General features: G+C 64.2%; 12 protein-coding genes. 4 read left to right on the top strand and 8 right to left on the bottom strand.

Going from position 1 to position 13446, the window contains the following annotated elements; translation table 11 throughout:
- Position 1 precedes the first annotated feature (1 nt).
- The 3 genes from CAG11_RS01250 to CAG11_RS01240 all read right to left on the bottom strand — a co-directional run bounded on the left by CAG11_RS01250 (position 2) and on the right by CAG11_RS01240 (position 4917).
- Positions 2–2287 (bottom strand): ABC transporter permease subunit, encoded by a 2286-nt coding sequence (locus tag CAG11_RS01250; RefSeq protein WP_085594147.1) that lies wholly within the window; start codon positions 2285–2287, stop codon positions 2–4.
- Positions 2288–2466: 179 nt separating this feature from the next.
- Positions 2467–3450, bottom strand: a complete 984-nt coding sequence (locus tag CAG11_RS01245; RefSeq protein WP_022641895.1) for a phosphate ABC transporter substrate-binding protein PstS — start codon at positions 3448–3450, stop codon at positions 2467–2469.
- 177 nt (positions 3451–3627) lie between these two features.
- Positions 3628–4917 (bottom strand): MFS transporter, encoded by a 1290-nt coding sequence (locus CAG11_RS01240; protein WP_177409103.1) that lies wholly within the window; start codon positions 4915–4917, stop codon positions 3628–3630.
- Between the two features lie 487 nt (positions 4918–5404).
- Here CAG11_RS01240 and CAG11_RS01235 point away from each other — a divergent pair, with 487 nt between their 5' ends.
- Positions 5405–5809, top strand: coding sequence for an acyl-CoA thioesterase (locus tag CAG11_RS01235; protein WP_003229628.1), 405 nt, complete (start codon positions 5405–5407; stop codon positions 5807–5809).
- A gap of 56 nt (positions 5810–5865) precedes the next feature.
- Complete coding sequence (locus CAG11_RS01230; RefSeq protein ID WP_085594143.1) at positions 5866–6765, top strand: D-hexose-6-phosphate mutarotase; 900 nt, start codon at positions 5866–5868, stop codon at positions 6763–6765.
- 54 nt (positions 6766–6819) lie between these two features.
- On the opposite strand, the gene CAG11_RS01225 is transcribed toward CAG11_RS01230, so the two are convergent.
- From CAG11_RS01225 to CAG11_RS01205, 5 genes are all read right to left on the bottom strand, one after another.
- Positions 6820–7356 carry a DUF3299 domain-containing protein gene (locus CAG11_RS01225; RefSeq protein ID WP_031320732.1) on the bottom strand — a complete coding sequence of 179 codons (537 nt, stop codon included), beginning with the start codon at positions 7354–7356 and terminating at the stop codon, positions 6820–6822.
- Positions 7357–7492: 136 nt separating this feature from the next.
- Positions 7493–7738: a GlsB/YeaQ/YmgE family stress response membrane protein gene (locus CAG11_RS01220; RefSeq protein WP_022641917.1), complete on the bottom strand. Its 246-nt coding sequence runs from the start codon at positions 7736–7738 to the stop codon at positions 7493–7495.
- A gap of 106 nt (positions 7739–7844) precedes the next feature.
- On the bottom strand, positions 7845–8927 hold the full coding sequence (locus tag CAG11_RS01215; protein WP_022641918.1) for a 5-(carboxyamino)imidazole ribonucleotide synthase: 1083 nt from the start codon (positions 8925–8927) through the stop codon (positions 7845–7847).
- A gap of 11 nt (positions 8928–8938) precedes the next feature.
- Positions 8939–9430, bottom strand: a complete 492-nt coding sequence (gene purE, locus CAG11_RS01210) for a 5-(carboxyamino)imidazole ribonucleotide mutase (protein ID WP_022641919.1) — start codon at positions 9428–9430, stop codon at positions 8939–8941.
- A gap of 376 nt (positions 9431–9806) precedes the next feature.
- Positions 9807–10724, bottom strand: coding sequence for a LysR substrate-binding domain-containing protein (locus tag CAG11_RS01205; RefSeq protein ID WP_022641920.1), 918 nt, complete (start codon positions 10722–10724; stop codon positions 9807–9809).
- Positions 10725–10905: 181 nt separating this feature from the next.
- On the opposite strand from CAG11_RS01205, the gene aspA reads away from it, so the two are divergent.
- Both aspA and CAG11_RS01195 read left to right on the top strand, forming a co-directional pair.
- Entirely contained in the window at positions 10906–12330 is a 1425-nt protein-coding gene (gene aspA / locus CAG11_RS01200; protein ID WP_068578453.1) for an aspartate ammonia-lyase, read from the top strand.
- 336 nt (positions 12331–12666) lie between these two features.
- The gene (locus CAG11_RS01195) at positions 12667–13392 is read left to right on the top strand and encodes a hypothetical protein (protein WP_085594141.1); all 726 of its coding nucleotides are present in this window, start codon (positions 12667–12669) and stop codon (positions 13390–13392) included.
- The last annotated feature ends 54 nt before the right edge of the window (positions 13393–13446 follow it).

Genomic DNA, 13446 nt, shown 5'->3' with positions numbered 1-13446 from the left:
CTTAAAGCGACGAGTATTTCTTGCGCAGACGCTGACGGATCAGCTCGGCGAGGGTGTTCATGATGAAGGTGAACAACAGCAGCACCAGCGCCGAGAGGAACAGCACGCGGTAGTGGCTGCCGCCGACTTCCGATTCCGGCATTTCCACCGCGACGTTGGCCGCCAGGGTGCGCAGGCCTTCGAACAGGTTCATCTCCATGACCGGGGTGTTGCCGGTGGCCATCAGCACGATCATGGTCTCGCCCACGGCGCGGCCCATGCCGATCATCAGGGCCGAGAAGATGCCCGGGCTGGCGGTGAGGATCACCACGCGGGTCATGGTCTGCCATGGGGTGGCGCCCAGGGCCAGGGAGCCCAGGGTCAGGCCACGGGGCACGCTGAACACGGCGTCTTCGGCGATGGAGTAGATGTTCGGGATCACCGCGAAGCCCATGGCCAGGCCCACCACCAGGGCGTTGCGCTGGTCGTAGGTGATGCCTAAGTCGTGGGAGATCCACATGCGCATGTCGCCGCCGAAGAACCAGTTCTCCATGAACGGGCTCAGGTACAGCGAGAGGAAACCGACCAGGATGATCACCGGGATCAGGATCGCGCTCTCCCAGCCGTCCGGCACCTTCAGGCGCAGAGACTCGGGCAGCCGGCTCCAGGTGAAGCCGGCCACCAGGATGCCGATCGGCAGCAGCACCAGCAGGCTGAAGATGCCCGGCAGGTGGCCTTCGACATAGGGCGCCAGGAACAGGCCGGCGAAGAAGCCGAGGATCACCGTCGGCATCGCCTCCATCAGCTCGATCACCGGCTTGACCTTGCGGCGCATGCCGGGGGCCATGAAGTAGGCGGTGTAGATCGCCGCGGCCACGGCCAGCGGGGCCGCCAGCAGCATGGCGTAGAAGGCGGCCTTCAAGGTGCCGAAGGTCAGCGGCGACAGGCTCAGCTTGGGCTCGAAGTCAGTGTTGGCCGCCGTGGACTGCCAGACGTACTTGGGCTCGTCGTAGTTCTCGTACCAGACCTTGCTCCACAGCGCGCTCCAGGACACTTCCGGGTGCGGGTTGTCCAGCACCAGGGGTTGCAGCTTGCCACCGGCCTCGACGATCACCCGGTTGGCGCGAGGCGACAGGCCGAACAGGCCCTGGCCATCCACCACCTGGTCCACCAGCAGGGTGCGGTGGGCGGTGCTGTGGAAGACCCCGAGCTTGCCGGCGGCGTCCAGGGCGACGAAACCCTTGCGGCGCTCTTCGGCGGTGATTTCGACGATGGGCGCGGTGCCCATCTGGAAGGTGCGGATCTGCTTCAGGCGCAGCTCGCCGTCCGGGTCGCGGGCCATGAACCACTGGGCCAAGCCACCTTTGGAAGTACCGATGATCAGCGAGATACCGCCCACCAATTGGGCACTGGCGGTGACTTCGGTGTTGGCGTCTTCCAGCAGCTTGTAGCGACCGTTGAGGCTCTTGTCCCGCAGGCTGAAGACGTCGGCCTGGGCGCGACCGTTGATCACGTACAGCCACTGCTGGCGTGGGTCGATGTACATGGCCTTGACCGGTTCGGTCATCTGCGGCAGGTCGATGGCGCTCTGCTCGCTGGTGACCTCGCCGGTCATCATGTTTTCTTCGCGCGAGAGCTTCAGCACATGCAGCTGCGAGCCGGTGGAGCCGGCCAGCACCAGCGTGGTATCGCTGGCGTTGAGGTTGACGTGCTCCAGCGCGCCGCCTTCTGCATTGAGGGTGATCGGGGCTTCGCCGTAGGGGTATTCGATCGCCGGGGAGATGGTCTTCTTGCCATCCGGGTAGCTGACTTTGTAGGTGTGGCGCAACACCAGGGCCTGGCCGTTGGACAAGCCGACCACCACCATGGGGATACCGGGCTGGTCCTTGCCGATGGAGGTGACGCGGGTGCCCGCAGGGATCGGCAGGTCGACCTTGCGCAGCTCGGCGCCGTTATCGATATCGAAGAACAGCGCCTGGCCCTTGTCGGAAACGCGCATGCCGACCTGGTTCTGCTCTTCCAGGGAGAACATCAGGGGCTTGCCGGCGTCTTGCATCCAGGCGGGCGTCAGGGGGTCCTTGGAGGTCAGCTCGGCGCCCTGGAACAGCGGGGCGACGACGTAGGCCAGGAAGAAGAAGATCAGGGTGATCGCCGCCAGGACGGCCAGGCCGCCGACGAGGACGTACCAACGGGTCAGGCGGTCCTTGAGCGCACGGATGCGGCGCTTGCGTTGCAGTTCAGGCGTATTGAAGTCAATGCGCTTGGGGGGAGAAGTCGTAGTCATGGTGGAATTGGCCAGATCATTCATGCGCACACCCTAGCGATCCTGTATGACAGAAAGATGACAATGCAGTGACGCAACAAATCCGCCGCATGGCTGGGCCGGCAGCGGACAGAAAATGGAGGTGACAGGAGCCGGCCGGGGCAGTTGACCCAGTGGCCGGCTGCTGCAAGAAGGTCCGGCCAGGCCGGACCTTCGGCGGCGGCTTATGCGCCCTCTTTCAGACCCAGGTCAGCCAGGGCCTTGGCGGCGACTTTGGCTGGCAGTGGGATGTAACCGTCCTTCACGACCACTTCCTGACCCTGCTTGGACAGGACCAGCTTCACGAACTCGGCTTCCAGCGGGGCCAGAGGCTTGTTCGGGGCCTTGTTGACGTAGACGTACAGGAAGCGCGACAGCGGGTACTTGCCGTTCAGGGCGTTTTCTTCGGTGTCTTCGATGAAGTCGCTGCTGCCTTTCTTGGCCAGGGCCACGGTCTTCACGCTGGCGGTCTTGTAGCCGATGCCCGAGTAGCCGATGCCGTTCAGCGAGGAGCTGATGGACTGCACGACCGAAGCCGAACCTGGCTGCTCGTTGACGTTAGGCTTGTAGTCGCCTTTGCACAAGGCTTCTTCCTTGAAGTAGCCGTAGGTGCCGGATACCGAGTTGCGACCGAACAGCTGCACTGGCTTGTTGGCCAGGTCGCCCTTCACGCCCAGGTCGCCCCAGGTCTTCACTTCTTCCTTGGCACCGCACAGGCGGGTCGAGGAGAAGATCGCGTCGACCTGTTCCATGGTCAGGTGCTGGATCGGGTTGTCCTTGTGCACGAATACGGCCAGGGCGTCCACGGCAACCGGGATGGCGGTTGGCTTGTAGCCGTACTTCTGTTCGAAGGCGGCCAGCTCGGTGTCCTTCATCTTGCGGCTCATGGGGCCCAGGTTGGAGGTGCCCTCGGTCAGCGCGGGTGGCGCGGTGGCGGAGCCAGCGGCCTGAATCTGGATGTTTACGTTCGGATATTCTTTCTTGTAGTGCTCGGCCCACAGGGTCATCAGGTTGGCCAGGGTATCGGAACCGACGCTGGACAGGTTGCCCGACACACCAGTGGTCTTGGTGTAGCTCGGGATAGCAGGGTCGACAGCGGCAACCGCGTGGGCAGTCGCAACGCCAGCGGCGACGAAGGTCATTGCCGCCATCAAACGCTTCAGTTTCATGCCTTACTCCTAGCAGATAGGGTGTGTTAAGTCGGGGCCAAGTATCTGTAGGCCGTGTGAACACTCTATGTCCGGAATATGACAATTAGATGAAAGGCCAGCATCGCGATACCCGCGAGCCGGCCTTTTTTTCACAAGCGCCGCAGCGCGCCGTTCATGCAGGTACGGCTGCAGGTTTCAGCGACCCTTTTTCCACAGATACAGCCCCGAGAGCAGGCCGATGCCGCAGATGATCGCCACGTAGTAGGCCGGCGCCATGGGGCTGCTCTTGAGCATCCAGGTCACCACCATCGGCGTCAGCCCGCCGAAGATCGCGTAGGCCAGGTTGTAGGAGAACGACAGACCGCTGAAGCGCACCGCCGCCGGGAAGGCCCGCACCATCACGTAGGGCACCGCGCCGACGAGGCCGACGCACAGGCCGGTCAGGGCGTAGAGCGGGAACAGCAGGTGCGGGTTGTCCTGCAGCACGTGGTAGAAGACCCAGGACGAGGCCAGCAACAGCAGGCTGCCGAAGACGAATACCCGCCCGGCGCCGAAACGGTCGGCCAGGCTGCCGAACAGCACGCAGCCCAGGCTCAGGAACACGATGGCCAGGCTGTTGGCCTCGAGGGCGGTGATCGCCGAGAACTTGTAGACCGTCTGCAGCACGGTGGGGGTCATCAGGATCACCACGATGATCCCGGCCGACAGCAGCCAGGTCAGCAGCATGGAGATCAGGATCGCGCCGCGGTGGTCACGCAGCACCGCCCGCAGCGGCAGCTCCTGGGCCAGGGCCTTGTGCAGTTGCAGCTCGGCGAATACCGGGGTCTCGTGGAGCAGGCGACGCAGGTACACCGAGAACAGGCCGAACACCCCGCCCAGCAGGAACGGCACGCGCCAGGCATAGGCCGTCACTTCTTCCGGGGTATAGATGCTGTTGATGGCCGTGGCCACCAGCGAGCCCAGGAGGATGCCGGCAGTCAGCCCCGAGGTCAGGGTGCCGCAGGCATAGCCGATGTGCCGCGCCGGTACGTGCTCGGAAACGAACACCCAGGCCCCGGGCACTTCGCCACCGATGGCCGCACCCTGGATCACCCGCATCAGCAACAGCAGCACCGGTGCCCACAGGCCGATCTGCTCGTAGGTGGGCAGCAGGCCCATGATCAGGGTCGGCACCGCCATCATGAAGATGCTCAGGGTGAACATCTTCTTGCGCCCCAGCAGGTCGCCGAAGTGGGCCATGACGATCCCGCCCAGGGGCCGGGCCAGGTAGCCCGCGGCGAAGATGCCGAAGGTCTGCATAAGGCGCAGCCATTCGGGCATGTCCGCCGGGAAGAACAGCTTGCCCACCACGGTGGCGAAGAACACGAAGATGATGAAGTCATAGAACTCCAGCGCGCCGCCCAGGGCGGACAGCGAAAGAGTCTTGTAGTCACTACGAGTCAAGGGACGAGCGGGAGGCGCTGCTTGCGCGGCGCTGGAGGGCACAGTGGTCATGGCAAGGGGCTTCTCTTATTAGTTGGTTCTGGAAGCCGCAACAGCTCTGGTTGGGGCCTGGCAGGTTCGGCACGATAGCAAATTGTTCGAATACCTACACAGCGACGCACAAATGACGCACAAAATTGCGAACCAGACGGGTCGTCGCGGAGTCTATCGACCGATATACTCGCAGGGCCCGGCGCGCAAAGCCGCTCCCGGCAAGGGTTGTTGTGCGAAAACGTCGTTATACTCATGACCGCCGGCAACCGCCCGGCGCCAGCAAGACCAGACAGGAATACCAGTGCATGCCCCACTCCAGGTGCCCGGCGCGCAATGCTTCTTCCTGTGCATGAGCAGCCGGTTTCGCAGAGTTTCCCGCTAGCACGCCTTCGAAAGAACGTGACGAACGTAGTATGTTCGGGCTGAATCGTTTTTCCTGAAGACGGCTATTCACCTGAAGTACCCATGAAGCGTCACGGGTCAGAGGCCCCTCGGCATGATAGAGCTCGAACAAGAAGATCCAATCCCGCAAGGCGACCTGGCCCTGCAAATCACCGCCCTGCCACGTGAAACCAACGGTTTCGGCGATATTTTCGGCGGCTGGCTGGTGGCCCAGATGGACCTGGCGGGCACCGCCATGGCCAGTCGCGTCGCCGGTGGCCGGGTAGCCACCGTGGCCATCGATCGCATGGCGTTCCTGGTACCGGTGGCCGTCGGCGCGCAATTGTCCTTCTACACCCAGACCCTGGAGATCGGCCGCAGCTCGATCCAGATGATGGTGGAAGTGTGGAGCGACGATCCGCTGTCCAGCGAGTGGCGCAAAGTCACCGAGGCGGTATTCGTGTTCGTCGCCATCGACGGCAGCGGTCGTACCCGCTCGGTCCCGCCCAGGGCACGTTGAACCCGCAGGCTGCCTGGAAGTCCATGGCAGCCCAAGCCTTCTGAACGAGAACCGCCATGCCTACGCCCCACGTTGAAACAGTACAACTGGACCAACTGAACTGCTGGCGCATCCGCCACGGCGATGCCGAACTGCTGGTGGCCCAGCAGGGCGCGCACATCCTCAGCTACCAGGTGGCCGGGCAACCGCCGCTGATCTGGCTGAACGAAGAAGCGCAGTTCAAGACCGGCAAGAGCATCCGCGCCGGCGTCCCGGTGTGCTGGCCGTGGTTCGGCAACTTCGCGCGCAATCCGCAAAGCGTGCAGGCCATGCGCCAGGGCGACGACGCGGCACCGGCCCACGGCCTGGTACGCGCCACCGACTGGGAACTGCAAGGCATCGAGAGCGAAGGCGACAGCCTGCTGGTGCGCTTGCGCCTGCCCTGCCCCGCCGGAGGTTTTCCCGGCTGGCCGCACCAGGTGGAACCCAGCTTGCTCATCCGCCTCGACCAGCAACTGCACATCAGCCTGAGCAGCCACAACCTGGGCAATCAAAGCGTCAGCATCAGCCAGGCGCTGCACAGCTACTTCGCGGTCAGCGACGTGCGCCAGGTGCATGTCGAGGGCGTGGACGGGCTGGACTACATCGAGACCCTGGAAGACTGGACGACCAAGCGCCAGGACGGCGACCTGCATTTTGCCGGGGAGACCGACCGCATCTACCTGGATGCGCCGGCGCAGCTGGCGATCGTCGACCCGCAGTGGCAGCGGCGCATCCGCCTGGCCAGCCAGGGCTCGCGCACTGCGGTGATCTGGAACCCATGGATCGCTCGCGCCGCGCAGTTCAGCGACATGGCCGACGATGGCTGGCAGCGCATGCTGTGCATCGAGACCGCCAACGTCATGGACGACATCGTGACCCTGGCTCCCGGCGCCAGCCACACCTTGAGCGTGAGCATCGACAGCCTCGCGCTCTGACTGCAGGCCATGGGGAAGGAGTCGCTCCTTCCCCGCAGCCAACCCTCCTATCGGCTACAGATCCGAATCCTGCACTACCCGCACCTTCGCCGCGTCCAGGGCGTAGGCGGCGTCCGCCAGATCGTTGCTGACCTTCTCGACCTTCAGGGTGCCGGTCACCCACAGGGGGGTGTAGATATCATCGAGCTTCACGCCCTTGGGAAAACGCACCAGCACCAGCTGGTTGGGCGGAGGTGGCGGCACGTGGATGCAGGCCCCCGGGTATGGCACCAGGAAGAACAGCGTGCTGTGACCCTTGGCATCGGCCTCCAATGGCACCGGGTAGCCACCGATGCGGATCTGCTTGCCGTTCATGGCCGCCACGGTCTTGGTCGAATACATCACCGCTGGTAGGCCCTTGCTCTGTTTCAAGCCACCTTTCTGGGTGAAGGTGCCGTTGGCTTCAGGCGAGTTGTGATCGATTTCCGGCATCTGTTCCAGGGCTTTCTGGTCCGATTTGGGCATCAGTTCCAGCCAGTCGGTTTCCGGCAGTTCGGCAGCCTGGGCCAGGCCGCAGCCCAGCAGAACGAGGGTCAACAAGAGACGACGCATGAGGGTGGGGCTCGGTCAAGGGAAAGGACGGAAGAAGGCGGGCATTCTAGTGCCCAAACCATGGGCTGCGTTGAAGTTTCAGATGAAGAAAATCGCCCCCTCCGCGCGAGCGGCGAAGGGGGACCGACGCACCGGCTCAGTTCTTCTTGATGAAGCCGTAGATCACCAGGAGCACGATCGCGCCCACCAGCGCCCCGAAGAAACCGGCACCTTGGCCAGCCTGGTAGATACCCAGCGCCTGGCCGCCGTAGGTGGCCGCCAGCGAACCGCCGATACCCAGCAGGATGGTCATGATCCAGCCCATGCTGTCGTCTCCCGGCTTGAGGAAACGCGCCAGCAGACCAACGATCAAGCCGATGAAAATGGTTCCGATAATGCCCATGGCTGTTCCTCTGTAGGAGTGGGTAAACCAAAGCCTAGTCAGCGCCTTGGCATCCTGCTATCAGAGAACGGCGGGAAACGAAGGTTCCCGCCAGCCGGTGGATTTGTTACTTGGCGACCAGCGCCTGGACCTTGAGGATCTGCGCCTGCAGGGTCGCCTGGTCGGCGCAGCGCAGGTTGGCATGGCCGACCTTGCGCCCGGCCTTGAAGGCCTTGCCGTAGTGATGCAGATGGCAGTCGTCGATGCTGATCACCTGGTCCACCGGCGGTACTTCGCCGATGAAGTTGATCATCGCGCTTTCGCCCACCTTGGCGGTGGAGCCCAGCGGCAGGCCGGCAACCGCCCGCAGGTGGTTCTCGAACTGGCTGCACTGGCTGCCTTCGGTGGTCCAGTGCCCGGAGTTGTGCACCCGCGGGGCGATTTCGTTGGCCTTCAGGCCGCCGTCCACCTCGAAGAACTCGAACGCCATCACACCCACGTAGTCCAGTTGCTTGAGCACGCGGCTGGAATAATCCTCGGCCAGCGCCTGCAACGGGTGATCGCTGCTGGCCACCGACAGGCGCAGGATGCCGCTGTCGTGGGTGTTGTGCACCAGCGGGTAGAAACGGGTCTCGCCATCACGGGCACGCACGGCGATCAGCGAGACTTCGCCAGTGAACGGCACGAAGCCTTCCAGCAGGCACGGCACGCTGCCCAGCTCGGCGAAGGTGCCCTCGACATCGGCAGCGCTGCGCAGGACCTTCTGGCCCTTGCCGTCGTAGCCCAGGGTCCGGGTCTTGAGCACCGCCGGCAGGCCGATGCGCGCCACTGCGGCGTCCAGGTCGGCCTGGGACTGGATGTCGGCGAACTCGGGGGTGGGAATCCCCAGGTCCTTGAACATGCTCTTCTCGAACCAGCGGTCACGGGCGATGCGCAGCGCCTCGGCGCTCGGGTAGACCGGCACGAATTGCGACAGGAAGGCCACGGTCTCGGCCGGCACGCTCTCGAATTCGAAGGTCACCAGGTCCACCTCGTCGGCCAGCTGGCGCAGGTGGTCCTGGTCGCCATAATCGGCCCGCAGGTGTTCGCCCAGGGCGGCTGCGCAGGCATCCGGGGCCGGGTCGAGGAAAGCGAAGTTCATTCCCAGCGGGGTTCCCGCCAGGGCCAACATGCGGCCCAGCTGGCCGCCACCGATTACACCGATCTTCATCGTCAACGACCTCAGGCGACGCGCGGGTCTGGATTGTCCAGGACGCTGTCTGTCTGTTCAGCACGGAATTTTTTCAGCACCGCATGGAACTGCGGGTGCTTGGCGCCCAGGATGCTCGCCGAGAGCAGGGCGGCGTTGATCGCACCGGCCTTGCCGATGGCCAGGGTCGCCACCGGGATGCCAGCGGGCATCTGCACGATCGACAGCAGCGAATCCACGCCCGAGAGCATCGAGGACTGCACCGGCACGCCCAGCACCGGCAGGTGGGTCTTGGCCGCGCACATGCCCGGCAAATGGGCCGCGCCACCGGCGCCGGCGATGATCACCTCGATGCCGCGCGACTCGGCTTCTTCGGCGTACTGGAACAGCAGGTCCGGGGTGCGGTGTGCAGAAACCACCTTCACCTCGTAGGGAATGCCGAGCTTGTCCAGCATATCCGCGGTGTGGCTAAGGGTGGACCAATCGGACTTGGAGCCCATGATCACGCCAACCAGTGCACTCATCGTCGTGCCTCTTTCTCTCTGGGCGCCCGCAGGCGCGTCAAAAAACAACAAGCCACGCGAATGGCGTGGCTTGTTGTACGAATTCTAGCCAGGCGAACCGGCTGGAGGCCGCGCAGTATACCCAAAAAAATGTTCGCAACGCACGCTCACCGACCACCTGCGACACCCCGGCCTTTTTTGCCCAAAGGCCCGGTTTTATTGACTTTGAAGTCAGCCGCCCCGCATTGGAAATCCCTGCGACCCTGGCGGTTTCTCGTAGCGGCTGCCGCAGGCTGCGCAAAGGCGCGCAGCGATCGCAGAAAGGTCCAGCCGGCCATCTACCCGGAGGCCCAGCAGGCCTTGTCGCAGCCTCGCCGGCTCAGCAGCGGCTACAAGGTCACGGGTTGCTCGTGCCCTGCCCCGCGGCGCTCTCCAGCTTGCGCCACAGCAGGCGCACGTTGGCCTTGCGCACCAGGGCGCAGCGGTACAGGCGAATCTCCAGCGGCACGTGCCACTGCGCACCACCGCACACCACCAGTTCGCCCCGGGCCAGCTCGGCGCGCACGCTCAACTGGGGGACCCAGGCGATGCCCAGGCCTTCCAGGGCCATGCTCTTGAGGCTATCGGCCATGGCGGTCTCGTAGACGGTGGTGAATCGCAGGTTGCGCTGGCGCAGCAGCAAATTGACCGAGCGCCCGAGGAAGGCTCCGGCACTGTAGGCCAGCAGCGGCACGCTGGACTCGCCCTCCAGGTCGAACAGCGGCTTGCCCTGGGCATCGGCGGCGCAGACCGGAAGCATCTCGGTGTGCCCCAGGTGCAGCGAAGGGAAGATTTCCGAATCCATCTGCAAGGCTGCGTCCGGGTCATAGAAGGCCAGCATCAAGTCGCAGCCGCCTTCACGCAGGGCGTGTACCGCATCACCGACGTTGGTCGCCACCAGCCGAGTGGCAATGTTCAGGCCCTCGTTGCGCAGTTGCGCGATCCAGCGCGGGAAGAAGCCCAGGGCCAGGGAGTGGGCCGCCGCCACCTGCATCACCTCGCCCTGCCCGCCTTCCAGGTGGTGCAAATGGCGCACTACCTCGCCGAGCTGCTCGACCACCGTGCGCGCCGTCACCAGGAACAGTTGGCCGGCGGCCGTCAGCTCCACCGGCGTGCGCGAGCGATTGACCAGGGTCAGGCCCAAGGCGGCCTCCAGGCTGCGGATGCGCCGGCTGAACGCCGGCTGGGTCACGAAGCGGCGCTCGGCGGCCTGCGAGAAGCTACGGGTGGCGGCCAGGGCACTGAAGTCCTCGAGCCATTTGCTTTCCAGATTCATCACGTCCTCCCGGACACGCACCATTTTAGGTCACACGCTTGCCGGCAACGCGGCGTCACACGGGCATTATGCCGAATATGCATAGGCCAGTGTTTAACAGCATTGGCCCAAAATTTCCCTTAGCCCTAGGATTCGCAGCGCTCCCGGCACTGACCGGGTCCCTACCGAGATGATTTCCGTCATGTCCTCCGCTGCATCTTTCCGCACAGAAAAAGATCTGCTTGGCGTACTCGAAGTACCGGCTCAAGCGTATTACGGCATCCAGACCCTGCGAGCGGTAAACAACTTCCGCCTCTCGGGCGTTCCGATTTCGCATTACCCAAAACTGGTCGTGGCCCTGGCGATGGTCAAGCAGGCAGCTGCCGACGCCAACCGCGAACTGGGTCACCTGAGCGAGGCCAAGCACGCGGCCATCAGCGAGGCCTGTGCCCGCCTGATCCGCGGCGACTTCCACGAAGAGTTCGTGGTGGACATGATTCAAGGCGGCGCTGGCACTTCGACCAACATGAATGCCAACGAAGTCATCGCCAACATCGCGCTGGAGGCCATGGGCCACAGCAAGGGCGAATACCAGTACCTGCACCCGAACAACGACGTGAACATGGCGCAGTCGACCAACGACGCCTACCCGACCGCGATCCGCCTGGGTCTGCTGCTGGGTCACGACGCACTGCTGGCCAGCCTCGACAGCCTGATCCAGTCGTTCGCCGCCAAGGGTGAAGAGTTCAGCCACGTCCTGAAGATGGGCCGTACCCAGCTGCAAGACGCCGTGCCGATGACCCTCGGCCAGGAGTTCCACGCCTTCGCCACCACCCTGGGTGAAGACCTGGCCCGCCTGAAGACCCTGGCGCCGGAAGTGCTGACCGAAGTCAACCTGGGCGGTACCGCCATCGGCACCGGCATCAACGCCGACCCGCGCTACCAGAACCTGGCCGTGCAACGCCTGGCCACCATCAGCGGTCAACCGCTGGTCCCGGCGGCCGACCTGATCGAAGCCACCTCCGACATGGGCGCCTTCGTGCTGTTCTCCGGCATGCTCAAGCGCACCGCGGTCAAGCTGTCGAAGATCTGCAACGACCTGCGCCTGCTGTCCAGCGGCCCGCGTACCGGCATCAACGAGATCAACCTGCCAGCGCGCCAGCCCGGCAGCTCGATCATGCCCGGCAAGGTCAACCCGGTTATCCCGGAAGCGGTCAACCAGGTGGCGTTCCAGATCATCGGCAACGACCTGGCCCTGACCATCGCGGCCGAAGGCGGCCAGCTGCAACTGAACGTGATGGAGCCGCTGATCGCCTTCAAGATCTTCGACTCGATCCGCCTGCTGCAACGCGCCATGGACATGCTGCGCGAGCACTGCATCACCGGCATCACCGCCAACGAAACCCGTTGCCGCGAGCTGGTTGAGCACTCCATTGGCCTGGTCACCGCGCTGAACCCGTACATCGGCTACGAAAACGCCACCCGTATCGCCCGCATCGCCCTGGAAAGCGGCCGCGGCGTACTGGAACTGGTTCGCGAAGAAGGCCTGCTGGACGACGCCATGCTCGACGACATCCTGCGTCCGGAAAACATGATTGCCCCGCGCCTGGTTCCGCTGAAGGCGTAACCGCCGCGACACCGAAACATGCAACACCGCTCACCAGGTTGAGGGACTAGACACCTCTCACCTTTTGAGGGCTTGGAGATTCGTCTCCAGGCCCTTTTTTTTGCCTGGGATTTTCCCTGCCACGGCACTCGCCCGCCCCAACCGCGCCTCGATCCTGTAGCCGCTGCCAAGCGCGAGTCTGCGAACGGCACCGCAGTGGCCGCAAACCAGGTACCGCGATTCCCTCGGCAAGAACGCTGCTCGCATGCGACGACGGCCACCGATCCAGGTTTTGACCAAGCACAATCGGCCAACACGGTGGATAATCCGCCGCTCCACCCCCGAGGCACCCTGTCGATGGACCCGACGCACACCCATGCCCTGCAACAGCTACGCGCCCTGATCCCCATCGGCCTGCGCCACGCCCAGGCACTGCTCGCACGCTGCGCAGGCGATCCGCAGCAAGCAGCCGAGCTCTACAAAACTGAGCTGCTGCAGGTGCTGGTGGAAAAGACCGGCCTGCCCGCCGAACAAGCCCGGGAGTACCTGCATGGCGCCGAGTACGACCTGAACCGCGCCCTGCACGCTATAGAACAAGCGCGCTTCACCCTGACGCAGCGCATCCTGCGCAAGCATCATCGGGACCCGGGCCAGGCCGTGGACCTGATCGCCCAGGCCATCGAAACCGCCCAGGCGTTGCCCCGCCAGTACTGGCTGGACTTCGACCAGCTGGCGCAACTGCCTCCAGCACTGCGCTGCTTCATGGTGCTCCACGAGTGGCTGGCCTACGAAAGCTGGGAAGGCTTCGATAGCGCCCTGTACTTCCACCTGCCCGAAGCCCTCGCCCAATTTCGCCAGCTCCAACAACATGCCCTCGCCGATAGCCTGGAGCAGGCCAGCCGGCGCCAAGACCACCTACGCGCTGTCCACAAGCCCGCAACAGCCCCAATCGAACTGACGAACCTGATCAACCAGGACCCAGGGTTCTGCGCCTGCCAGGACGCCTATCGCCAACACCTGCCCCAGCTGGACGAACGCCTGGTGCAGTGGGTGCAAGAGCACCTTGAACAATTCCCGGCCTGAAGCTGCGCCACGCCGCGGGCGCCAATGCAGAATCTGGACCAGTGCCTGCTGGAA

Source organism: Pseudomonas sp. B6(2017) (assembly GCF_002112765.1).
Lineage (GTDB): Bacteria > Pseudomonadota > Gammaproteobacteria > Pseudomonadales > Pseudomonadaceae > Aquipseudomonas > Aquipseudomonas piscis.
The sequence above is the reverse complement of the archived record's forward strand: the minus strand, read 5'-3'. Positions and strand labels throughout refer to the sequence as shown.

Excerpts from the sequence above, each read along its gene's own strand:
- CAG11_RS01250 (WP_085594147.1), bottom strand. The coding sequence starts at position 2,287 with ATGAATGATCTGGCCAATTCCACCATGACTACGACTTCTCCCCCCAAG.
- CAG11_RS01245 (WP_022641895.1), bottom strand. The coding sequence starts at position 3,450 with ATGAAACTGAAGCGTTTGATGGCGGCAATGACCTTCGTCGCCGCTGGC.
- CAG11_RS01235 (WP_003229628.1), top strand. The coding sequence starts at position 5,405 with ATGATAGAGCTCGAACAAGAAGATCCAATCCCGCAAGGCGACCTGGCC.
- CAG11_RS01230 (WP_085594143.1), top strand. The coding sequence starts at position 5,866 with ATGCCTACGCCCCACGTTGAAACAGTACAACTGGACCAACTGAACTGC.
- CAG11_RS01225 (WP_031320732.1), bottom strand. The coding sequence starts at position 7,356 with ATGCGTCGTCTCTTGTTGACCCTCGTTCTGCTGGGCTGCGGCCTGGCC.
- CAG11_RS01220 (WP_022641917.1), bottom strand. The coding sequence starts at position 7,738 with ATGGGCATTATCGGAACCATTTTCATCGGCTTGATCGTTGGTCTGCTG.
- CAG11_RS01215 (WP_022641918.1), bottom strand. The coding sequence starts at position 8,927 with ATGAAGATCGGTGTAATCGGTGGCGGCCAGCTGGGCCGCATGTTGGCC.
- purE (WP_022641919.1), bottom strand. The coding sequence starts at position 9,430 with ATGAGTGCACTGGTTGGCGTGATCATGGGCTCCAAGTCCGATTGGTCC.
- CAG11_RS01205 (WP_022641920.1), bottom strand. The coding sequence starts at position 10,724 with ATGAATCTGGAAAGCAAATGGCTCGAGGACTTCAGTGCCCTGGCCGCC.
- aspA (WP_068578453.1), top strand. The coding sequence starts at position 10,906 with ATGTCCTCCGCTGCATCTTTCCGCACAGAAAAAGATCTGCTTGGCGTA.
- CAG11_RS01195 (WP_085594141.1), top strand. The coding sequence starts at position 12,667 with ATGGACCCGACGCACACCCATGCCCTGCAACAGCTACGCGCCCTGATC.